24 protein-coding genes are annotated in these 20,221 nt (G+C 64.9%); 12 read left to right on the top strand and 12 right to left on the bottom strand.

Translation table 11 applies throughout. The annotated features are described in order from the left end of the window. Positions 1-23: 23 nt before the first annotated feature. Both CR103_RS21950 and CR103_RS03165 read right to left on the bottom strand, forming a co-directional pair. On the bottom strand, positions 24-542 hold the full coding sequence (locus tag CR103_RS21950; protein WP_143752508.1) for a hypothetical protein: 519 nt from the start codon (positions 540-542) through the stop codon (positions 24-26). Further along, complete coding sequence (locus tag CR103_RS03165) at positions 539-778, bottom strand: hypothetical protein (RefSeq protein ID WP_143752507.1); 240 nt, start codon at positions 776-778, stop codon at positions 539-541. The genes CR103_RS21950 and CR103_RS03165 overlap by 4 nt, the downstream gene beginning before the upstream one ends. A 97-nt stretch (positions 779-875) precedes the next feature. Here CR103_RS03165 and CR103_RS03160 point away from each other — a divergent pair, with 97 nt between their 5' ends. Further along, complete coding sequence (locus tag CR103_RS03160; RefSeq protein WP_307719666.1) at positions 876-1,133, top strand: flagellar protein FliT; 258 nt, start codon at positions 876-878, stop codon at positions 1,131-1,133. 383 nt (positions 1,134-1,516) lie between these two features. Here CR103_RS03160 and CR103_RS03155 read toward each other — a convergent pair whose 3' ends face one another. Then, complete coding sequence (locus CR103_RS03155; protein WP_099914561.1) at positions 1,517-2,521, bottom strand: type IV pilus assembly protein FimV; 1,005 nt, start codon at positions 2,519-2,521, stop codon at positions 1,517-1,519. Between the two features lie 116 nt (positions 2,522-2,637). Between CR103_RS03155 and fumC the strand changes: the two genes are divergently transcribed. Both fumC and CR103_RS03145 read left to right on the top strand, forming a co-directional pair. Further along, complete coding sequence (fumC, locus tag CR103_RS03150; RefSeq protein WP_099914560.1) at positions 2,638-4,032, top strand: class II fumarate hydratase; 1,395 nt, start codon at positions 2,638-2,640, stop codon at positions 4,030-4,032. 65 nt (positions 4,033-4,097) lie between these two features. Continuing rightward, a complete protein-coding gene (locus CR103_RS03145; RefSeq protein ID WP_099914559.1) occupies positions 4,098-4,331 on the top strand; it encodes an RNA-binding S4 domain-containing protein in 234 nt (77 codons plus the stop codon). An 88-nt stretch (positions 4,332-4,419) separates the two neighbouring features. Here CR103_RS03145 and CR103_RS03140 read toward each other — a convergent pair whose 3' ends face one another. After that, the gene (locus CR103_RS03140; protein WP_180279255.1) at positions 4,420-5,247 is read right to left on the bottom strand and encodes an AraC family transcriptional regulator; all 828 of its coding nucleotides are present in this window, start codon (positions 5,245-5,247) and stop codon (positions 4,420-4,422) included. A gap of 109 nt (positions 5,248-5,356) precedes the next feature. Between CR103_RS03140 and CR103_RS03135 the strand changes: the two genes are divergently transcribed. From CR103_RS03135 to CR103_RS03125, 3 genes are all read left to right on the top strand, one after another. After that, positions 5,357-5,929 (top strand): carboxymuconolactone decarboxylase family protein, encoded by a 573-nt coding sequence (locus tag CR103_RS03135; RefSeq protein WP_229442667.1) that lies wholly within the window; start codon positions 5,357-5,359, stop codon positions 5,927-5,929. After that, the gene (locus tag CR103_RS23800) at positions 5,929-6,129 is read left to right on the top strand and encodes an oxidoreductase (protein ID WP_099914556.1); all 201 of its coding nucleotides are present in this window, start codon (positions 5,929-5,931) and stop codon (positions 6,127-6,129) included. The genes CR103_RS03135 and CR103_RS23800 overlap by 1 nt, the downstream gene beginning before the upstream one ends. Before the next feature lie 275 nt (positions 6,130-6,404). Beyond that, positions 6,405-6,689, top strand: coding sequence for a hypothetical protein (locus CR103_RS03125; RefSeq protein WP_099914555.1), 285 nt, complete (start codon positions 6,405-6,407; stop codon positions 6,687-6,689). Between the two features lie 47 nt (positions 6,690-6,736). Here the strand turns inward: CR103_RS03125 and bufB are convergent, their stop codons facing one another. From bufB to CR103_RS03085, 8 genes are all read right to left on the bottom strand, one after another. After that, positions 6,737-8,428, bottom strand: coding sequence for an MNIO family bufferin maturase (bufB, locus tag CR103_RS03120; protein ID WP_099914554.1), 1,692 nt, complete (start codon positions 8,426-8,428; stop codon positions 6,737-6,739). Positions 8,429-8,447: 19 nt separating this feature from the next. Next, on the bottom strand, positions 8,448-8,702 hold the full coding sequence (locus CR103_RS03115; protein ID WP_099914553.1) for a BufA1 family periplasmic bufferin-type metallophore: 255 nt from the start codon (positions 8,700-8,702) through the stop codon (positions 8,448-8,450). A gap of 126 nt (positions 8,703-8,828) precedes the next feature. Then, positions 8,829-9,020 (bottom strand): YjfB family protein, encoded by a 192-nt coding sequence (locus tag CR103_RS03110; protein WP_099914552.1) that lies wholly within the window; start codon positions 9,018-9,020, stop codon positions 8,829-8,831. Between the two features lie 30 nt (positions 9,021-9,050). Further along, complete coding sequence (gene mobB / locus CR103_RS03105) at positions 9,051-9,578, bottom strand: molybdopterin-guanine dinucleotide biosynthesis protein B (protein WP_099914551.1); 528 nt, start codon at positions 9,576-9,578, stop codon at positions 9,051-9,053. Positions 9,579-9,609: 31 nt separating this feature from the next. After that, a complete protein-coding gene (locus tag CR103_RS03100) occupies positions 9,610-10,194 on the bottom strand; it encodes a general secretion pathway protein GspB (RefSeq protein ID WP_099914550.1) in 585 nt (194 codons plus the stop codon). A gap of 1 nt (position 10,195) precedes the next feature. Next, a complete protein-coding gene (locus CR103_RS03095) occupies positions 10,196-11,794 on the bottom strand; it encodes an ExeA family protein (protein ID WP_099914549.1) in 1,599 nt (532 codons plus the stop codon). A gap of 4 nt (positions 11,795-11,798) precedes the next feature. Further along, on the bottom strand, positions 11,799-12,341 hold the full coding sequence (locus CR103_RS03090; protein WP_229442665.1) for a hypothetical protein: 543 nt from the start codon (positions 12,339-12,341) through the stop codon (positions 11,799-11,801). Between the two features lie 267 nt (positions 12,342-12,608). Further along, the gene (locus CR103_RS03085; protein ID WP_229442663.1) at positions 12,609-13,178 is read right to left on the bottom strand and encodes a substrate binding domain-containing protein; all 570 of its coding nucleotides are present in this window, start codon (positions 13,176-13,178) and stop codon (positions 12,609-12,611) included. Here CR103_RS03085 and CR103_RS23170 point away from each other — a divergent pair. The 6 genes from CR103_RS23170 (at position 13,111) to nagZ (ending at position 20,211) form a co-directional block, all read left to right on the top strand. Beyond that, the gene (locus tag CR103_RS23170; RefSeq protein ID WP_229442750.1) at positions 13,111-13,308 is read left to right on the top strand and encodes a hypothetical protein; all 198 of its coding nucleotides are present in this window, start codon (positions 13,111-13,113) and stop codon (positions 13,306-13,308) included. The genes CR103_RS03085 and CR103_RS23170 overlap by 68 nt on opposite strands. Positions 13,309-13,438: 130 nt before the next feature. After that, on the top strand, positions 13,439-15,457 hold the full coding sequence (locus tag CR103_RS03080) for a CocE/NonD family hydrolase (protein WP_099914547.1): 2,019 nt from the start codon (positions 13,439-13,441) through the stop codon (positions 15,455-15,457). Between the two features lie 245 nt (positions 15,458-15,702). Continuing rightward, on the top strand, positions 15,703-16,587 hold the full coding sequence (locus CR103_RS03075; protein WP_099914546.1) for a glucosamine kinase nucleotide-binding domain-containing protein: 885 nt from the start codon (positions 15,703-15,705) through the stop codon (positions 16,585-16,587). Next, positions 16,587-17,729: an N-acetylglucosamine-6-phosphate deacetylase gene (gene nagA / locus CR103_RS03070; protein ID WP_099914545.1), complete on the top strand. Its 1,143-nt coding sequence runs from the start codon at positions 16,587-16,589 to the stop codon at positions 17,727-17,729. Before CR103_RS03075 ends, nagA begins: the two co-directional genes overlap by 1 nt. Continuing rightward, entirely contained in the window at positions 17,722-18,732 is a 1,011-nt protein-coding gene (locus CR103_RS03065) for an SIS domain-containing protein (protein ID WP_099914544.1), read from the top strand. The genes nagA and CR103_RS03065 overlap by 8 nt, the downstream gene beginning before the upstream one ends. Continuing rightward, entirely contained in the window at positions 18,733-20,211 is a 1,479-nt protein-coding gene (gene nagZ, locus CR103_RS03060; RefSeq protein ID WP_099914543.1) for a beta-N-acetylhexosaminidase, read from the top strand. Positions 20,212-20,221: the final 10 nt, after the last annotated feature.

Genomic DNA, 20,221 nt, shown 5'->3' with positions numbered 1-20,221 from the left:
TGGTGCAACGGTTTCATGTCATGTCAATGCGGCGCGCACTTGCGGCAGCAAGCGGCCTTCTGCGCCGCGCGGAGCCGGATGCCGTTGCCGACGCGCCGGGCTGCGACATCTGGATCGCTGGAACTGGCAACGATATCCGAAAACGCCTTGTTCTGGCCAATCGCATCCTGGTCTTTCATCAGCTTGTCGCGGTTGGCGACGGCGAACGCCCAGGCCTGGTCGATGTGCTCGCTCGCGGCAACAGTCGCGCCGTCGGCATTGCGCCCCGCCACGTTCATCACGAAGTCGATCATCGACGGACTGACGCCGGCCGTCCTCGACCGGATTGCCAGAAGTTTTTCCAGCGCGGCCCACAAGTCGGCGCCGGTGGTGTTGGAATACTTATGCCTGACCGTGGATGGTCTTGCGCGCGTCGAGATTGAGGATCGATGCGCGCTCGACCTGGCCATCGAGGAGTTCCCGCTTCTCGCGCGAAACGACGGCTCGTCCCAGCTCGGCAGCAGGCGGCGCGCGTCGGTTGGCTCCATCGTCGTGGCGATCATGGCTTTCCCAAGCGCCCCGGCACCAAAAGCCGCGTCAGGTTAGACGTCAGCGTCTGCTGCTGCTTGTCGATGAGCGGGGTCAGCTTCAGCTCGCCGATATCCTTGCCGATCGGCGCGCGGCGGCGGGCAAGATGCAGACCAGATGCAGGCAAGCTTATCGGATTTACATTTTTTTCTTTCAACGTTACTGTTTGACGTAACAAATTGAAAGAATTTTCAATTATTTTCGCAAACATCCTAAAGTTTGCCGGTAGGCAGCCGTTATGTAAGGACAATCAGTAATCCAATCAATTTTTAGCCGGTGCGACAATGACATCAAACGAAGTTCTCTCGATGTATGAAAACCTTGCAGGCCTGACGGCCAAAATGTCGCTGGCGGCGCAAGCGGGCGATTGGAATACCTTGGACCGGCTTGAAAACCAGTGCGCCGACCAAGCCGCAGCTACCCTGACGGGTGTCCCTGCCCTGTCGGGTGCGCCGCGCCTGCGCAAGATCGACCTGCTCAAGCAGATCATGGCCAACGACCGCGCGATTCGCGACGTCACCGAGACGTGGATGAGCCCAGTGGAACAGGCAATAGCCGCACACTAAATTTATGCTGACAACGACAGCGCCCTGCGGGGCGCTTTTTTATTGGGAGAGCGTTTTCGTACGCCCATGAAAAAACCGCCCGGAGGCGGTTTTCCACAATTCTTGAGAGCGATCACCAGGTATCTCCTGATGTCGCCTCTGGCCGGTTGCATCCGGCGTCCGCGAGCACATCGTTGGCCCAACGGACCGCTTCCGGAACAGGCGTTTTTTCAACGTTCATCTGCGTGTCGCGCCACGCTATCGTTGGTGGCTGCGCCAGATCCTGGCCCGGTTTTTGTGATCCCTCAGGACCACGAAAATAAGTATAGCCGAAAAAAAGATCTTGTGTAGACAAGTTCGTGCGCTAACTCGTCATTTTTGCAATATTGCTCCGAAGCCAACGATTAACCGCCCCCCGGTTTAGCCGCCGCCGCCGAATCGGCAGCTTTACGGCCCGGCAGCAGACGGTCCCTGACGCTGGCAATGAACCCGAAACTGGCCGGGACCGCCGGCGCCGACCTGGCGGCCTTGCGCTTGCGTTGCAGCAGATACAGCAACACGCCAATCAGCGCGAACACGGCCGCGCTGGCGACACCGATGAACAGCCACGGTGTCGCCGCGGTCGGCTGGTCGACCGCCGCGCCCGTCGGCGTCAGCACCTCCGGCAGCTTGTTTAAAACCGGTTGCGCCGCCGCCAGCGGCACCGGCGCTGCGGCGGCACGCATGGCCACCGTCAAGCGCTGCACCTTTGCTTCGAGCTCGACGATCTGGGCGCTTAGGGCAGCATTGCTGGCATCCATCGCGGCGCAGGTGCCGATCTGGGCGGCGGTAAATTGCTGCACGCACGCCGCTGGCCTGGCCGCCGGCGCCATCTTGAACGGCGTGGCAGCGACCGGGAACGCGGCAACTTGCGGCTGGACCGGCGGTTTTGACGGCGGCAAAGCCGGCACCGCGACCGGGACGGCTGCGGCTGATACTACCGGCGCCGGCTTCACCGGCGCCGGATGCGGATCGGGCGTGAACCACAGCGTGCTCTGGCGCACCGCGCGGCGACCGTTTTCATTCAACTCGAAGAAGATGTGGATAAATTCGGCGTCCACCAGTTTAGGCGAGGTGAGGCGCAAGAAGCGCTTGCCGTCGCGCCGGATAATGACGATGCCCAGCGCGGCCACTGCCGGATGGATGGCGATGTTGGCGCCGCGGTACACCTCGGTGTCGGCCACGCCTGCCTGCACCGTCGCCGCGTCATTGACAATGCCGGTCAGTTCAATGTCGGCCGACAAAGGCTGGCCGATGTGAGAGCGCACCAGGGTGTCGCCGAGCTCGACAGCCTGGGCGCACGTAAGCATACCGGACAGCACGAAGGCGCTCGCCAGGCGGGCAAGGCAGGAAAAATGATGTTGACGCATATAAACAAACTCTATCAGCAAACTTCGGTGGATATCAAACAATGTGCGCCTCACTGACATTAACGCGCGTTGGAGTAAACTCTTTAATATCTTTTACGCAAACGACAGGACGTCGCATGGAAACGCGGATCGAAAAAGATAGTTTCGGGCCCGTCGAGGTAGCCGCCGACCGTTTGTGGGGCGCGCAAACCCAGCGCTCGCTCGAACACTTCCATATTTCGACCGAGCGGATGGCGCCGGAGCTGATTGCCGCGCTGGCCCAGGTCAAGCGCGCTGCGGCCGAGGTAAACCGTTTTCTCGGTTTGCTCGAGGACCAGCAGGCCGACGCCATCGTGGGGGCGGCCGACGAAGTGCTGGCCGGGGACCATCCCGACGAATTCCCGTTGGCGCTCTGGCAGACCGGCTCCGGCACCCAGAGCAACATGAACATGAACGAGGTGCTGGCCAACCGCGGCTCCGAACTGATGGGGGGGGCGCGTGGCGAAGCGCGCCTGTTGCATCCGAACGACCAGGTCAATTTGGGGCAGTCGTCGAACGATATTTTCCCCACCGCGATGCACGTGGCGGCGGCGCTGGCGGTGGCGCGGGCCGTGCTGCCGGCGCTGGCGCAACTGCGCGCCACATTGGCCGGCAAGGCCGGCCAGTTTGCCGATATCGTCAAGATCGGCCGCACCCACCTGCAGGATGCAACGCCGTTGACGTTGGGCCAGGAGTTTTCCGGCTACGTCGCCCAGCTCGACTATGCCGCGCAGCTGATTGCCGCTACCCTGCCCGGCCTGTTGCAGTTGGCTGCCGGCGGCACCGCCGTCGGCACCGGCCTGAATGCCCACCCCGAGTTCGCCAGCCGGATCGCCTTTGAGCTGGCCGCGCGTACCGGTCTTGGCTTTGAAACCGCGCCCAACAAATTTGCCGCGCTGGCCGGCCACGATGCATTGGTGGCGATGCATGGCGCGCTCAAGACGCTGGCCACGGCACTAATGAAAATTGCCAACGACGTGCGCTGGATGGCGTCCGGCCCGCGCTCCGGCCTGGGCGAGATCACGATTCCGGAAAACGAGCCGGGCAGTTCGATCATGCCGGGCAAGGTCAATCCAACCCAGTGCGAGGCGTTGACCATGCTGTGCTGCCAGGTGTTCGGCAACGACGTCGCCCTGACCGTCGGCGGCGCATCGGGCAACTTCGAACTGAACGTGTTCAAGCCGATGATCGCCCACAACTTCCTGCAAAGCGCGCGCCTGTTGGCCGATGGCATGCTTTCGTTCGATCGACATTGCGCGCGCGGCATCGAGCCGAACCGCGCGCGCATCGGCGAACTGATGGAACGTTCGCTGATGCTGGTGACGGCACTGGCGCCCCACATCGGCTACGACCGCGCGGCGCAGATCGCCAAGCTGGCCCAGCACGACGGCCTCACGCTCAAGGGGGCGGCGCTGCAACTGGGCTTCGTCAGCGAGAGCGAGTTCGACGCCTGGATCGTACCGATCGAGATGACCCGGCCGACACCGGGCTGAAGTTTTTCGCGCCAGCGGCTACACTGTGCGCGATTTAACCAACAAGCAAACTCTCCAAGGATAAGATGCAGAAACTAACTTTCGAATTGAACACGGAATTCGTCGAGATCAACCAGTTGCTGAAGTTGTCGGGACTGGTCGACAGCGGCGGCGCCGGCAAGAACCTGGTTGCCAGCGGCGTCGTTTCGGTCGACGGCAAGAAGGAATTGCGCAAGACCGCCAAGATTCGCGCCGGCCAGACGGTCAGCCTGGGTGATGTACGGATTAGCGTGATGGCTGGAAACAACAGCGCCGCCTAGCCTGAATACCAGCGCGCTGATCGGCGCTGCGGTTGGCCTGCCGTGTTTGTTGATGATCCGTTCGGGCTGAGCCGGATGCGAGACCGGCTCACCCCGAGCCCGACCGCTTGCGCCATTCTCGCGGCGACATGCCAACCCGGCGCGTAAACGCTTTGGTAAACGCCGGCTGGCTACCGTAGCCAACCTCCAGCGCGACGGTGCCGACCGGGCGGTCTTCGTCCAGCAGCCGTTGCGCCGCGGCGATCCGGCAATCGGCCAGGTAGGCCGCCGGGGTAACGCCGACTACGTCATGGAACAGGCGCGAAAAAGCGCTGCGTGACATACCGGCCTCGTCCGCCAGGCTGGCGATCGACCAGGCTTGCCCCGGTCGTGCGTGGATCGCGGACAGCGCCCGCGCCAGGAAGATGTTCGACGCGCCGGCCAGTGCGCCGTGCTCGATAAGCTCGCTCGAGACCGCGTAGCGCAGCAGTTGCACAATCAGCACCTCACAGAGCCGGTCGAGGATGACTTGGCGCCCATACGCGTCCGCGCCTGCCTCCTGGTACAACACGTCGAGCGTGGCGGCCAAGGTGGCGACACTGTCCAGTGGAACCAGCAGTGAATCGGGCAAGGACCCTGCCAGCGGGTTCTGCGCACCGCCGGCGAAACTGATCGTTGCGCACAGCACATCGGCCGCACTCGCATCAGGCACCACCAGCCGGTGGTTTAGCGCGCGCGGATAAAACAAAACGCTGGGCGTCTCGATCTCGATCGCCGCGCGATCGGGATAAAATACCGTCGCCCGGCCATGGCGAACGATGTGCAGGTGTCCGACCCCATGGTCGTCACTGAAGTCGGCCACGCCGCACAGTTCCCCTGTATGGAAAACCTGCGCGTTGATCGCGAAGCTGGACGATAGACCGGAAAACATGTCCATGGATTTCCCAGATACATAAAGACATGAATTATGGACTATTGGCGATAAATCCACAGTGCAGACGGGTAGCATTGGGGAAGCGCAGACGCAATCAACCAATGGAGAAACCATGCCTACCCACTATCTCATGCACCAACTTCAGACTGTTTCGTCCGACACCGCCGACCAGGCGCAGGGCGCGATCCTCGACACCGCGATGAAACAGGTTGGCTTTATCCCAAACATGTACGCCAACATGGTCAACGTCCCGGCAGTGCTCGACACCTACCTGCATGGTTACGCCCAGTTCCGCAGCGATTCCGGGCTCACGCCCGCCGAGCAGGAAGTCGTGTTCCTTGCCATTAGCAAGGTGAACAACTGCACCTACTGCACCGCCGCCCACAGCATGATTGCCGACAAGATGTCGAAGGTGCCGGCGCCCGTTCTCGACGCGATCCGCGCCGGTGGCGCCATTCCGGACGTGAAGCTCGCCGCAGTGTTCGACTTCGCCACCACGATGACAATCTCACGGGGGCGGCCGTCGAACGAAGCGGCACAGGCATTCCTGGCCCAAGGCTATACCGAGAAACACATGATGAATATCGTGCTGGCCATCGCGGTCAAGACGCTCAGCAACTATTCGAATCACCTGTTCGGCACCGAACTCGATGAGAAGTTTGCCGCGTACAAGGTGAACGCGTAATTCTTTCCCATTTACTCATCAGAAGGTGGCACCGCACGATAAAAGATTCGGCCCGCGCTAAAGCGGCCGGGTCCGATGGCGTGGAAATCCACGACGCCAACGGCTACCTGCCCGACCAGTTTATGACATTGCATACCAACCGGCGCACCGGCCCGCAACCGGGTGCGCCTGCCGGTCGAGGTGAACCAGGCCGTGCGTGAAAAACGGAGCTGCTCTGGGGTAGAATTCATGCTGGGCAAGGTGGCGTTCGTGTCGTAATTTGTGTTTCTCGATAACTCACATTTTATCAATCACTGATGACATTCTTGCCCTTTTTTTATGCAAAATTCAGGTTAGCGCGCTGGCGGGGATGCGCCGGGACATTGCGGAGGTAAAAGAAGGCGCGTTCATCCTTTTCATTTGCGCGTGCACAAATATGGATGGGCTCGCATGCTCATATCATAAGACGTGATCAACCGGCTCGAAGGTAACTGCCATGAACAGCCCAGACGAAAGCCCGCAAGCGCAAGAGCGACTCATCGGCGATTTACGGCTGGTAATCGAAAACGCCGAGGAATTGCTCAGAAATACCGATCAATACACCAGCCTGCTTTACCAGAGCGCCCGCGCCAAACTGGCGATGGCGCTGACGGCGGCGACCGAAGAACTGGTCCGTTTCGAAGACGCCCAGCTCGAACGCATGATCGTCGCCACCCATGAAGCCGGCCTGGCCCATGCCGACCAGAGCGGCGAGGCGCGCGTCCTGCGCGCGTTTGACTAAAATTTTACGTTGCCGGCATGTTCGTACGGCGCCTGCATGGCGCCGTTTCACTTGGGCAAATGGATTGCCGTCAGCACACCAAGTTGCAGCCATTGCTGCAGGTGGCCAGCGACATCGACATCCTCATCGCGTTCAAACGCGGCATCGAGGGCGGCGCCAAAATCCTGACCCGCCGCCAGCACCGATAGTGCTGCGTGCGCCGCCTGGCCGAGCGGCGCGACTTCCGCGCGAAAGTAGCGCCGCGTCACCAGTGCAAAACCGGGCACCGCCATCGATGCCGGAAAATCGACGCCGCTATCGGGCTGGTGCGCCTGCCACAGCGCCACCACGGCCCAGTCCAGGGCGAGCAGGCTGCAGGCTGGATGCAAGGTGAAGCGGGCAGCTTCCAGCTGTGGCGGCGCGAGCGCGCCCAGCGCGGCTGCATTTAGCGCGCTCGCGTCGGCGGCGAAATGGGCGCGGTGCAGTGCCCATTCGAGCCGCGCCATGTCCGCCAGGTAAGGGTAGTCGGCCACGTGCTCGAACTGTTCCAGAAACTGCGCGAAGCTGGCGCCGAAACGGTTGAGGTCGGCGTCGCCTGAGGGGTTGGCCATGCCGTAGGCGCGCGCCAGCGCGCTGAAAAATTCGTCGCCGACCAGCTGGCGCAACACCGGATACGCCGCCGACAGCGTCTTGTCCCAGGTGGCCGCCAGGTTGCCGCGGTACAGGGCCAAGGCGCCGGCGCCGCCATCGCCCTTCAGTTGCGCCAGTAGCGGCGCGACCGCGTCCGGCGCAAACAGGGCCGCGGCGAAATCCTGCTGGCGGACCGCCATGCCAGGCTCCGGATTCGATGCCGCCACCGGGGACGCCGCGGCCGTGCGGGTTTGCCAGGCCAACGGCTCGGCCTTTCGGGCGTTGGCGGCCATCTGGTCCGCCGTGCGCGCTTCGGCCAGCAAATCGTCGAGCGGGGGGATGTCGGTATCCCACTCGACCAGTGTCGGCACGCGGCCGAAGCGCGCCAGCGCGGCGCGGTACAGCGCCCACACCGGCTCGGCCACGGCAGCGCCATGATGGTCGATCACCGCCGTAGCGGTCTCGAGGTGGCCGGCGAGGTGGATTTCACCGACGCTGCCCGGCGCGATCGCCGCCAGCGCACTTAAGGCGTCCTCGCCATGATTACGCTGGTTCACGTACAGGTTGTTCACATCGAGCAGCAAACCGCAGCCAGTGCGCCGCGCCAGCGCCGCCATGAACTCGGCTTCGCTCATGGCATCGTCGCGAAAGCGCACATAGGTCGACACGTTTTCGAGCAGGATCTGGCGCCGCAGCCGCAGTTGTACCTGATCCACGCGATCGGCCAGCAAATCGAGCGCGGCACGGTCCAGCGTCAGCGGCAGCAAGTCGTTGAGGTTGCGGTCAGCCACCGCGCCCCAGCAAAGGTGTTCGGATACGAGCATCGGTTCGACCCGCTCGACCAGCTTTGCTACCCGTTCGAGGTGGGGCGCGGAAAAGCCGCGCGCCGAGCCGAGACCAAGGCCGACGCCGTGCAGGCTGACGCAATAATCGCGCCGCAATTGCCGCAGCACGTGCCAGTCCCAGCCGGATTGGTCGAGATAATTTTCGGTATGAACTTCGAGCCAGCCGACCGTCGGCCGCTGCTCGATGAACTGGCGGTAATGCGGGGCGCGCAGGCCGACTCCGGCCGCGCGCCCGTTATGGAGCAACGCGGTCGTGGGTGTGGGCTCGGGCTCGAACACGGGCATCAGGCCCTCGCCTGAACGCCTATTTCGACGCCGTCAGCTTGCCGCCGGCCTTGGTGCAGGTGCCCTTGGCCACATATTTCCAGTCCGCACTACTCTTGTCCGCTTTTGCCTGGCCGGCGCAGCCATGCGTACCGTCGGCGGCGGCGCAGTCGTTCTGGCCCGCCTTGGCAATGCTGAAGCATTTTTCCTGATCAGCCTTCGGTGCGTCGGCAGCGGCGGTGGCCGCGCACACGGTGGCGAGGGCTGCGGCGATGAGGGCGTGGCGTTTGTACATGTGTTGCTCCTGATTGGAAGGCGAAAAACCGATAATGCCACAATTCTACACCGGCTGGCGCCGGCATGAAAAAACCCGGCGCCTCCTGCGGAAGGGCCGGGTCTTGCATTGCGATGCTTGAACGCCTCAGGCCTTGGTGTTGATGGTGTTGCCGAGGTTGGCCGGCAGGTTCTGCACCGGGGGAATGGCTGCAAGCAGCTGCGTCGCGGTCGACAGCTGGATATTCTGCGCCTTTTTCAGCATCGCGATGTCGATCTCCTGCTTGGTGCCGGTTTGGGCCATGCTTGTTGAGAGTCTGGCAATTGATGACACATCCATGTCGTGCTCCAGTTAATGGGCTGTCCCTGATTATCGGAAGCAACGGCGAAAACTTGAGGAATTATTTGCCAGGTGCTCGTCAAGCCACCCCAGTACCGCCGCCGGGTCGTTCAGGTCGAGCCATGCGAGCCCGGGGTCGACGCCGTCGGGCCGCGGCGTGTCCGACGCCACCGCGGCAATGTTGCGATCATCCGGATACAGTGCCGGCTTCGCCAAAGACGGCCGGTATACTTCCAGTTTGGCGATCGGCTCCCATTTATAGCCTTCAACCAACGTCAGGTCGCTTGATGCCAGGCACGCGATGTGGCTGGCCAGCGACGGCTCATCCGCGCCGCGCAGTTCGCGCATGATCGCCACCCGAAACGGCGACGCCAGCATCACCTGCGCCGCGCCGGCCATGCGAAAGCGGGCACTGTCCTTGTGCGGCGGCTCGAGCAGCACGTCGTGATGGCTGTGCTTGATGACGTTGATGCGCAGGCCGCGCGCGGCAAGTCGAACGACCAGGTATTCGAGCAGCGTGGTCTTGCCGCTGCCGGACCAGCCGACCACGCCAAGCACGCGGACCGGGCCGGCCGGCCCGCTTTCGATGTCAGTAGGGGACGCGATAACGGTATCCCCTGTAATTCATCACGGCCGCCTTCGGCAGCAGTTTTTCGAGTACCAGGCCGGGCGCGACTTCTTCGCCTTCGTGGCGCAGCGCCTTGTCGATCAGCAGCAGGCGATCGGCCGGATTTTTCGAATACATGTAGCCGCCGAAGACCAGCGGCGGCACGGATTGCCGGATCGGCTCGGGCAGTTCGCGCAGCGACGGCAGCGTTTCTTCCAGCGCGACCGGCGCCGGCTTCGGTGCGACCGGCCTCGGTGCAACCGGCCGCACCGGGACCGACGACGGCACCACCGCCAGCGGTGGCATTGACGCCGGCGGCGGCGTTACCGCAGTTTGCAGCGGTGCCGGTGCTGGCTTCATCACGGGCGACTGGAAACGCCATGCCAGCACCGCCAGCGCGACGGCCAGCGCGACGGCGGTCAGCGCAATCCAGGGTAACATTGGCCGCAGTCGCGCAGGCGCGCCCCTGCCCGGCGCCGCCCCGACCGGCACCGCCAGCAGGGTCGGCGCGCTGCCCAGCTGGCGTTCGGCCTGGGCCTTCTTGAGCGCTTCGAGAATATACGACATCTTATTTGCCCTGCCCCTTTCCCATCCCCGCCAGCAGTCGCGGTTCGCTGACCCCGCCCAACTGGGCGAGGCGCATGTAGGTGCGCGGCCCGGCCACGCCATCCGTCTTCAAATTCTGCGCGGCCTGGAAATCGCGCAGCAGCTTTTGCATGCGGCGGTCGAACGGCTGGTTCAGCGCCGGCGCCTTGATGCCATTGAGCTGCGCCAGGCGCGCGCCGATCCAGTCGACGTCCGGGCCCACTTCGCCCATTGCCACCTCGTCGCGAAAACCGCGCGGTGCCGACCACAGCGTGGTGTAGGCGCCGTCGAAGCGCGCCGCGATCGCCGCCACGCTCAACGTTTGCTGCTTGCCGTTGACGCGCAGCGTCGCCGTGGTGTCGTCAAGCCCGGTCATCACCGCGTATGCGACTTGACGGCCGTCGCGCAGCGTGAGGATGGCCGGACGGTCGAGCAGGCGCAGTTCGTACAGCCCGCCCTTGCCCTGGTAGCAGTGCAGGTTCAGACTCAAAGCGGCCTGGCATGGCTCGCCGGCCGGCAGCGGCTCGCCCCACAAGCGGGCCAGTTCGCGCAGCGCATCGTCGGCGCTGGCGTAGGCCGGCGCCGGCACCACGGGCGGCGGCGTTTTCACGAGAACCTCCGGCACCGGCCTGGCCGGCGCCGTCACCCGCGCCGTTACCGGCACGCCGGCGTTGCGCGGCAGTAGCTGCCACGCCGCCGCGCCGCCCACCGCGGCGATCGCCACCAGCACGCCGGCGGCTCGCGGCCAGCGGTTCGCCGGCGCTGCCGGTTCGCCAAACACTTCGGCCCCGGCGCGGCGCAAGATCGCCGGCGTCACCACGCTGGCGGCTTCAACGTAGGCGCCAAGCAGCGCGCGGTCGCATAACAGGTTGATCCTGCGCGGCACGCCACGGGTAAGCCGGTAAACCTGCTTGACCAGCGGGTGCGGAAACAAGGTCACCGCGCCTGCCCCGGCCACCGCCAGCCGGTGCGCGATATAGCTGCCGGTTTCAATTTCGGTCAGGGAACCGAGGTGATAGCGCGCGATGACGCGCTGCGCCAACTGTTCAAGTTCCGGCCGCGCCAGCATCGCCCGCAGTTCCGGCTGGCCGATCAGGATAATCTGCAGCAGCTTGCGCTCGCTCGTCTCGAGGTTGGTCAGCAGGCGCAATTGTTCGAGCACGTCGGCCGACAGGTTCTGCGCCTCGTCGATCACCAGTACATTGTTGTTGCCCTCGGCATGGCTGGCCAGCAGGTAGCCGTTGATGGCGTCGACGTAGGTCTTGATGGTGGCGGCGCCGCTGGATTCCGGCGCGATGCGAAATTCGTCGCAGATCGACAGCAGCAGCTCTTCCACCGACAGCTTCGGGTTGAAGATGTAGGCCAGCTTGCAGTTCGGCGGAATCTGTTCGATGAAACAGCGGCACACGGTCGTCTTGCCGGCGCCGATTTCGCCCGTCAGCAGAACGAAACCGCCGCCGCTGCCGATGCCGTACAGCAGGTGCGCCAGCGCTTCGCGATGGCGCTCGCTCATGAACAGGTAACGCGGGTCGGGCGCGATCGAAAACGGCGACTGCCTGAGGCTGAAGTAGTTGGTGTACATGGGATTACTTGGCTTGACGCGCCGGCGGCAGCGGCTTGTACTTCGCGCAGAAAATCTTCGCGTTGTCGTTGAAGTAGACGATCTGGCTGCCGGGCGCCGATTCGCGCACCGGATAGGTCGTTGCGCCCTGCGCGCGGTGGTGCACGCCGACCGCGGCGCGGATGGCTTCGTCGAGCTTGTCCGGCGCGCCCGGCGTCACCGCGCCGATGAAAACCAGCTCGCTGGTGTCGTCGCTGACGATGACGTCGGTCACTTGCGCGCCCCACAAGGTGGCGTCGGCCTTGAACCACCAGGCGCCGCCCTCGTGCTTGTACGGCGGGCCGAACGCGCTCGACAAATAGGAATAAAAATAAACGTTGTCCAGATGGCTGCGGCACAGCAGCGCACTGCCGATCACCGGGCCGAACGTCGACGGCGCCGCCGCGCCGACAGGCGCGCTGGGGCACAACAATAGACACGACAACAGGCGCAACGACGCGCGCAGCCGCGCGCAAGCCAGGGCCGCGCGCACTGCCGACAGTCGGGCCAGGCCGTTCATCTGGCGCATCGGGGTTCCCGCACGCGCCTTTACTGCCGCGAGCGCTCTTCCTTCTTGACCTTCTTGGCTTCCTTCTTTTCCTTCATGGTCTTGGCCGGCTCTTTCTTGGTTTCCTTCTTATTGTCTTGTGCTTTGGTCATTGAAGCCTCCTTGATGTGGGTGTTGGATGATGCTTACCGATCGCGGCTAATCCGCGGTAGAACGTTCGCATTATGACACCGGGCGCACGCCGGCGGTGCGGAAGGCGTGGGCGCACGCCGCAAGCGCGGCGGACAGTCAGTCACCGGCCAGCCACGGATCCGATTCGGGGTGCGGAAACTGGGCATTCAAAAAACCGACGAAGCTGCACACCTTGGCCGACAGCAGGCGCCGGCTCGGGTACACCATCATCACCGACAACTGGCCCAGGTGGTGCCCTTGCAGCAACTGCACCAGCCGCCCGCTCTCCAGGTCGTTTTCCAGCGTGAACGACGAGCGCAGCATGATACCCATTCCGGCCAGCGCGGCCAGGCGCAGCACGGCGCCGCTGTTCGACACCATCCGGCTGACGATCGGCGCGTTCAGCACTTGATTTTCCCAATGCACCGGCCAGTGGTGACGCAGCTGTTCGAAGGCGAAATTGAGGCAGTCGTGGCCGGACACGTCGGCAGGCGTGGCCGGCGACGCGCACAGCACGACCTTGGAGGTCGCCAGCCGGCGCGCGATCATGCTGGCGTCGAATTTCTGCAGGCCGACGTCGAAGCCCTCCTCGACCAGGTCGATCGTATGATCGGCCAGCGTGACGTCAAGCACCACGTCCGGCATTGTTTGCGCGTACAGCGGCAGCAAGGTCGCCGCCAGCGCCACGGTGCTCGCCCCGAACCTGAACCTGCCGGCTGTGACCATCAGCGGCGCCGAAGCACGGGCCGAAGCCGTCGAGTTCGTGAAGCATTACAAGACCGCGCTGGCAGTGCAGCTCGATCAATACAAGAACTGATCCAATTGCCTGCCGCACGCACTTGAATAAAGCTGCGAAGGAATAATCATTGTGATAATGTAACGGCGCGCCGCGCGGACCCGCATGCGGCGGTGGCTCGACATCGCGGTCACGCTCACAAGGAAGCCACATGAAGTCACCGATTACCCGCCTGGCGCCGCTTGCCAGCGCAGTCGCATTCGCCGCGGTCAGCTTAAGCCTGGCCCAGGCCCAAACCGCTCCCGCGCCAGCTCTCCCTGCCGTCCCGGCCGCTGCTTCCGCTGCGGCCACCTATCCGGCCCTGCCGTCCGATACGCCCGCCGAATTCACACCCGTCACCACCAGCTTCAACTACGTCAAGCGCACGGTGATGGTGCCGATGCGCGACGGCGTCAAGCTCAATACCGTGATCGTCATCCCGCGCAACGCCAAAGGCGCGCCGGTGCTGCTGACCCGCACACCGTACGATGCCGGCGGCCTGACCAGTCACGCCGAGAGCTCGGACATGAAGTCGATCCTGCAGGGCTACGACAATGCGGCCGACGTCATCGTCGAAGGCGGCTACATCCGCGTGGTACAGGACGTGCGCGGCAAGTACGGCTCGGAAGGCGACTACGTGATGAACCGGCCGCTGTCCGGCCCGCAGAACGCGACGCCGGTCGACCATTCGACCGACACCTGGGACACCATCGAGTGGCTCACCAAAAACCTGCCGGAATCGAACGGCAAGGTCGGCATCATCGGCATCTCGTACGACGGCTTCCTGCCGCTGATGGCGCTGGTCAATCCGCACCCGGCGCTGAAAGTGGCGGTGCCGATGAACCCGATGGTCGACGGCTGGATGGGCGACGACTGGTTCCACCACGGCGCCTTCCGGCAGATCAACCTGTCGTACGTGATGGAGCAGGTCGTCACCCGCAAGAACGACGCCAAGTGGTTCACCTCCACCTACGACGACTACGATACCTACCTGCGGGCAGGCTCCGCCGGCGAACTGGCGCGCCAGCGCGGCTTGCAGCAGAGCGGCTTCTGGCGCAAGATCGTCGCCCACCCGACCTACGACGCCTTCTGGCGCGAGCAGGCGGTGGACAAGATCCTGGCAAAGCAGCCGGTGACGGTGCCGACGATGCTGGTGCACAGCCTGTGGGACGCCGAGGACATCTACGGCGCCATCGCGATGTACAAGGCGATCAAGCCGAACGACAGCGCCAACGACAAGGTGTTCCTGGTGATGGGGCCGTGGTCGCACGGCGGCGGCATCGGCGACGGCAGCAAACTCGGCGCCCTCAATTTTAATAGCGACACCGCCCTCCACTTCCGCCAGGAGATCCTGCGCCCCTTCCTCGACCGTTACCTGAAAGACGGTCCGACAGCCGCGAATGCGCCTACGGTAGCGCCGGTGTCGGCGTTCGAGACCGGCACCAACAAGTGGCGCAGTCTGGCCTCTTGGCCGAGCGGATGCGCCAGCGGCTGCGCGATCAAGCCGGCGGCGCTGCGTCTTGCGGCCGGCCAGAGGCTGGCCCTGGGCGGCGAAGCCGGATCCAATGCCGGCAAGGACTACGACGAATACGTCGCCGATCCGGCCAAGCCGGTGCCGTACCGCGCGCGGCCGATGAAAAACGGTTACGACGAGGCCAAGGGCCAGAGCTGGCCGCGCTGGCTGGCCGACGACCAGCGCGAAGCATCGGGCCGCACCGACGTGCTGACCTTCACCTCGGACATCTTGACCGCGCCGCTCAAAATCAGCGGCGAGCCGATCGCCAACCTGATCGCCTCGACCAGCGGCACCGATTCGGACTGGGTCGTCAAAGTGATCGACCTGTATCCCGACCAGGTGGCGGACCAGCCGGCGATGGGCGGCTACCAGTTGATGATTTCGGCCGACATCTTCCGCGGCCGTTACCGTGAAAGCTATGAAACGGCCAGGCCGATCGCGGCCAACAAGGCACTGGCCTACCGGTTCGCGCTGCCGACCGCCAACCACGTGTTCCTGCCGGGCCACCGCATCATGGTGCAGATCCAGTCGAGCTGGTTCCCGCTGTACGACCGCAATCCGCAGACCTTCGTGCCGAGCATCTTCGATGCGAAGCCAGGTGATTACAAGAAGGCCACCCAGCGTATTTATCACAGCAGCTACGTTGAGCTGCCGGTGGTGGAGATTGCAAAGTAAGCTGGCCGAAGCGCAGCCAGCACCGTCGTTTTCGCTGCGCGGGGACGACGGCGGACTAGCGCAGTAATACCACTTCCGCACCTGCCATTTCCGTTTAAATAACAACGGGTTAGCCACATAACCCGGCGCTATTCCGCAATGCCGATTCGACCTATTTCAATACCAATTAAATACCTGTTGACAAGCTGTGGAGCCAAACCTATAGTGCGCTGACCTCCCCCTCAGCTCACCATCCCCACCACAACATGATCGAATACTTCATCGGCGTCGACGGCGGCGGAACCGGCACCCGCGTACGGCTGGCAGACGCCGGCGGCACCGAACTGGCGCAGGCGCACAGCGGCCCGTCGGGCCTGGCGCACGGCATCGCCAGCGCCTGGAACAACATCGGCGACGCGGTCGGCAAGGCATTCGCCCAGGCCGGCATTGCGCAGCCGCCGCTGACCGCGGTGGCGATCGGCCTCGGCCTGGCCGGCGTGCATAACAAACTGTGGGCGGCCCAATTCATCGCCGCCGATCCGGGCTATGGCGCGTTGCGGCTCGAGACCGACGGCTACACCACCTTGACCGGCGCCCATTGCGGCGAGCCGGGCACGATCGTCGCCATCGGCACCGGCAGCGTCGGCCAGGCCCTGCTGCCCGGCGGCGAGCAGCGCGAAGTCGGTGGCTGGGGTTTCCCCGCCGGCGACGAAGCGAGCGGCGGCTGGATCGGCCTGCGCGCCGTCAACCATATCGAACAGGTGATGGACGGGCGCAAACCGGCCAGCGCGTTTGCCCAAGCGCTGATCGATGCCTGCGGCGGCGGACGCGATGCAATCCAGGTCTGGCTCGGCCAGGCCACCCAGACCAGCTACGCGCAACTGGCGCCGATCGTTTTTAATCATGCCGCCCTCGATGCTACGGCGCGCGGCTTGCTGGTCGACGCCGGCGTCGAAGTGGCCGCCATCGCGCACGCGCTCGACCCTTCCGGCACGCTGCCGCTGGCCTTGTGCGGCGGCCTTGGCGCGCCACTGCGCGCGTATTTGCCTTTCGCCCTGCTGGCGCGCAGCCGGGCGCCGCGCGGCGACGCCGCCAGCGGCGCGCTGCGCATGATCGAGATGCACGTCAACCAACCAACGGAGCGACTTTGATGAGCGCAGCAATCGGCGACACAGCAATCGGCGACACATCAATCAACGGCAATATCCTGACACCGGCCGGCTGGGTCCATGGCGCGATCAGCTTCGGCGAGCGCATCGTTCAGATCGAAGGAGACGCCAACGATCCGTCGATCAACAGCGACGACTACATCATCCCCGGCTTCATCGACCTGCACGTTCACGGCGGCGGCGGACGCGACGTGATGGAAGCGGGCGAGGCGCCGCACGTGATCGCGGCGATGCACGCAAAGCACGGCACCACCAGCCTGCTGGCCACCACCATGACGGCGCCGCCGGAAGATATCGTCGCCGCCTTGAAGGCGATCGGCGCCGCCTGCGCCGCGCGCCGTCCGGGCGCCGCGCGCATCCTCGGCGTCCACCTGGAAGGCCCGTACATCAATCCCGGCAAGCTTGGCGCCCAGCCGGCCTACGCGCGTTCGGCCACGCTGGCCGAAGTGCAGGAACTGGGCAGCCACGCGCCGATGCGCCTGATCACGGTGGCGCCCGAAATGGAGGGCCATCTCGCGCTGGTACGCGAGCTGGCCGACGCCGGCATCCGCGTGCAGATCGGCCACACCACGGGGTCTTACGACGACGGCGTCGCCGCGCTGGCGCATGGCGCGGCCGGCTTCACCCACCTCTTCAATGCGATGAACCCGCTGCACCACCGCGCGCCGGGCATGGTCGGCGCCGCGCTGGCGCACGCCGAATACGCCGAGATCATCCCCGACCTGCTGCACGTGCACCCGGGCGCGATCAAGGTGGCGCTGCGCGCGATCCCGCGCCTGTACTGCGTCACCGATTCGACCGCCGCCACCGGCATGCCGGACGGCGACTACATGCTGGGCCGCCAGCTGGTTCACAAATGCATGGGCGGCGTGCGCCTGCCCGACGGCACGCTGGCCGGCAGCACCCTGACCATGGACCAGGCGCTGCGCAACCTGGTCGGCATCGGCCTCGACCTGGCCGATGCCTCGCAACGCGTCTCCACCAACGCCGCCGATTACTTGGGCGAAGCACAGCGCGGCCGACTGGCCCCCGGCTGCTTCGCCGACATCGTGGTCCTGGACCGTAACCTGCACATCAAAGCTGTATATATAGAAGGGGAAGTTTGTGACCTCACTAATGCTTAAAGAGGCAATATCCGCGGCCGAATGCGTTTCGCTGCAATTGTCGCAAGACGTCGGACACTACGCCGAACTTGGCCGCAAACTGCGCTCCACCAATTTCAACACGACACTGACGGTGGCGCGCGGCAGTTCCGACCACGCCGCCAACTACTGCGCCTACCTGATCATGGCGCGCATGGGCCGCGTCGTCGCCTCGCTGCCGATGTCGCTGGTGACCTTGTACAAGTCGCCTTTGGTGACGCGCGATACCTTGACGATCGCAATCTCGCAGTCGGGCCAGAGTCCGGACGTAATCGAGCCGATCCGCTATTTCCGCGACGGCGGCGCCACTACCGTCGCGCTGGTCAACGACATCGATTCGCCCCTTGCTACGGCCGCCGAATGGGCGATGCCGCTGCATGCAGGCAAAGAGCTGAGCGTGGCCGCGACCAAGAGCTTCATCACCAGCCTGGTGGCCAGCGCGCGCCTGGTGGCGCAATGGCAGAACGACCCGGAATTGACCGAAGGGCTGGCCGCATTGCCGGAGGCGCTGGCGATCGGCGCGCGCGCTGACTGGTCGGCAGCGCTCGAGGTGCTGGCGCCGGCCCGCAACATCATGGTGGTCGGGCGCGGCATCAGCTTCCCCGTAGCGCTCGAATCGGCGCTCAAGTTCAAGGAAACCTCGGCGCTGCAAGCCGAAGCCTTCAGCGGCGCCGAAATCAAGCACGGCCCGATGGCGCTGATCGAGGACGGCTATCCGCTGCTGATCTTCGCCACGCGCGGACCGACCCAGGCTTCCCTGGTGCAACTGGCGACCGAAATGCGCGGGCGTGGCGCGCGCGTCCTGCTGGCGGCGCCACTCGATGTTGCCGAACGCGACCTGACCTTGCCGGTCGCCGCCACGCCCGACCTCGATCCGATCGTCGCCGTGCAGGCATTTTATGTGATGGCCGCCCGGCTGGCCGAAGCACGCGGCATGGATCCGGACCGCCCGCGCCACCTCAGCAAAGTCACCAGGACCAACTAAATGACCGACTCCAGAAACCTGGCCGGCCGCTTGATCATGGTGCGCATTGCCGGCACCGAGCTCGATGCCGCCAGCGCCGAATTGCTGAAGGCGACCAACGTGCGCGGCGTCTGCCTGTTCCGCCAGAACATGACCGATGCCACCCAGCTCGCACGCCTGACCGCGAGCCTGCGCGCCGTGATGGGCCCGGACGCGCTGATCGCGCTGGACCAGGAAGGCGGCGCCGTGGTGCGTTCGACCTGGGTGCCGGCGCCGCCGTCGGCAATGGCGCTCGGCGCGGCCGACGACACTACCCTTGCGCGCAACGTCGGCGCGGCGGTGGCGCGCGCGATCAAGGCGCTCGGCTTCAACTGGAATTTCGCGCCCGTCCTCGACCTGAACAACAACCCGCACAATCCGGTGATCGCCGAGCGCTCGTTCGGCGCCGATCCGCAGCGCGCCACCGAACTGGCGATGGCCTGGATGGCGGGCAGCGAATCGGAGGGCGTTGCCTGCTGCGTCAAGCACTTCCCCGGCCACGGCGACACCCACGTCGATTCGCACCGCGACCTGCCGACGGTGGACAAGCCGCTGGCCGAACTGGAGCAGTTCGAGTTTGCGCCGTTCCGCCTGGCCGCCGGCAAAGCGCCGGCGATGATGACCGCGCACATCGTGTACCCGACGCTCGATCCCGAGTTCCCGGCCACGATGTCGCGCCGTATCCTTACCGGCCTGCTGCGCGAACAGTGGCAATACGACGGTGTGATCATCACCGATGCGATGGACATGCATGCGATCGCGCACCGCTACGGCGCCGGCCATGCCGCTGTCAACGCCCTCGTTGCCGGCGCCGACATGGTGATGGCGCTGGGCGATGCCGCGATCCGGGAAGAGACGATCGCGGCGATCGCCGCCGCCATCGACGACGGCAGCTTGAGTGCCGACGACATCGCGCAGCGCCTGGCGCGCCTGGAAGCGTTGGCGCGCGCCTACCCGTGCGTGCAGCGCGACTATCCGGCAGACGGCGCCGACCGCGACCTGATGGCTGACGCCTGGCGGCGCGGCCTGACCGCGCGCGGCGAGCCACAGCGCCCTGGCCCCGGCGCCAAAGTGCGGCTGGTGGTGCGCCAGGACGTTGTCAGCGACGGTGTGTCCGAAGCCGGCGTGCCAGCCGCCGCGCTGACCGCCGCGCTGGCGCGCCTGTACGACGTCGACACCGTGACGTTCCTCGATGCCGAGACGTTCGACTGGAATTGCCTGCCGGCCGACGGCCGCTTCACAATGCTGGCCTCGACCTCACGCCTGCGCTACGGTCCGAACGCGCGCGCCGGCTGGAGGCCCGACCTGCACCTGGCGCTGTGGAACCCTTACCAGGCGCTCGACATCGCGGCGCCGGCGCTGATCACTTACGGCTTTGCGGCGCCCGCGCTCGATGCCGTCAATGCGTGGCTGGCCGGGGAACTGGAAGCGCGCGGATGCTGCCCGGTGGCCGGCTTCTGATAGGGGGTTT

The organism is Massilia psychrophila (genome assembly GCF_002760665.1).
Lineage (GTDB): Bacteria > Pseudomonadota > Gammaproteobacteria > Burkholderiales > Burkholderiaceae_D > JAFCUW01.
Note: the sequence above shows the minus strand (reverse complement) of the source record. Positions and strands in the feature narration are given on the sequence as shown.

Excerpts from the sequence above, each read along its gene's own strand:
- CR103_RS21950 (WP_143752508.1), bottom strand. The coding sequence starts at position 542 with ATGATCGCCACGACGATGGAGCCAACCGACGCGCGCCGCCTGCTGCCG.
- CR103_RS03165 (WP_143752507.1), bottom strand. The coding sequence starts at position 778 with ATGTTTGCGAAAATAATTGAAAATTCTTTCAATTTGTTACGTCAAACA.
- CR103_RS03160 (WP_307719666.1), top strand. The coding sequence starts at position 876 with ATGTATGAAAACCTTGCAGGCCTGACGGCCAAAATGTCGCTGGCGGCG.
- CR103_RS03155 (WP_099914561.1), bottom strand. The coding sequence starts at position 2,521 with ATGCGTCAACATCATTTTTCCTGCCTTGCCCGCCTGGCGAGCGCCTTC.
- fumC (WP_099914560.1), top strand. The coding sequence starts at position 2,638 with ATGGAAACGCGGATCGAAAAAGATAGTTTCGGGCCCGTCGAGGTAGCC.
- CR103_RS03145 (WP_099914559.1), top strand. The coding sequence starts at position 4,098 with ATGCAGAAACTAACTTTCGAATTGAACACGGAATTCGTCGAGATCAAC.
- CR103_RS03140 (WP_180279255.1), bottom strand. The coding sequence starts at position 5,247 with ATGGACATGTTTTCCGGTCTATCGTCCAGCTTCGCGATCAACGCGCAG.
- CR103_RS03135 (WP_229442667.1), top strand. The coding sequence starts at position 5,357 with ATGCCTACCCACTATCTCATGCACCAACTTCAGACTGTTTCGTCCGAC.
- CR103_RS03125 (WP_099914555.1), top strand. The coding sequence starts at position 6,405 with ATGAACAGCCCAGACGAAAGCCCGCAAGCGCAAGAGCGACTCATCGGC.
- bufB (WP_099914554.1), bottom strand. The coding sequence starts at position 8,428 with ATGCCCGTGTTCGAGCCCGAGCCCACACCCACGACCGCGTTGCTCCAT.
- CR103_RS03115 (WP_099914553.1), bottom strand. The coding sequence starts at position 8,702 with ATGTACAAACGCCACGCCCTCATCGCCGCAGCCCTCGCCACCGTGTGC.
- CR103_RS03110 (WP_099914552.1), bottom strand. The coding sequence starts at position 9,020 with ATGGATGTGTCATCAATTGCCAGACTCTCAACAAGCATGGCCCAAACC.
- CR103_RS03100 (WP_099914550.1), bottom strand. The coding sequence starts at position 10,194 with ATGTCGTATATTCTCGAAGCGCTCAAGAAGGCCCAGGCCGAACGCCAG.
- CR103_RS03095 (WP_099914549.1), bottom strand. The coding sequence starts at position 11,794 with ATGTACACCAACTACTTCAGCCTCAGGCAGTCGCCGTTTTCGATCGCG.
- CR103_RS03090 (WP_229442665.1), bottom strand. The coding sequence starts at position 12,341 with ATGCGCCAGATGAACGGCCTGGCCCGACTGTCGGCAGTGCGCGCGGCC.
- CR103_RS03080 (WP_099914547.1), top strand. The coding sequence starts at position 13,439 with ATGAAGTCACCGATTACCCGCCTGGCGCCGCTTGCCAGCGCAGTCGCA.
- CR103_RS03075 (WP_099914546.1), top strand. The coding sequence starts at position 15,703 with ATGATCGAATACTTCATCGGCGTCGACGGCGGCGGAACCGGCACCCGC.
- nagA (WP_099914545.1), top strand. The coding sequence starts at position 16,587 with ATGAGCGCAGCAATCGGCGACACAGCAATCGGCGACACATCAATCAAC.
- CR103_RS03065 (WP_099914544.1), top strand. The coding sequence starts at position 17,722 with ATGCTTAAAGAGGCAATATCCGCGGCCGAATGCGTTTCGCTGCAATTG.
- nagZ (WP_099914543.1), top strand. The coding sequence starts at position 18,733 with ATGACCGACTCCAGAAACCTGGCCGGCCGCTTGATCATGGTGCGCATT.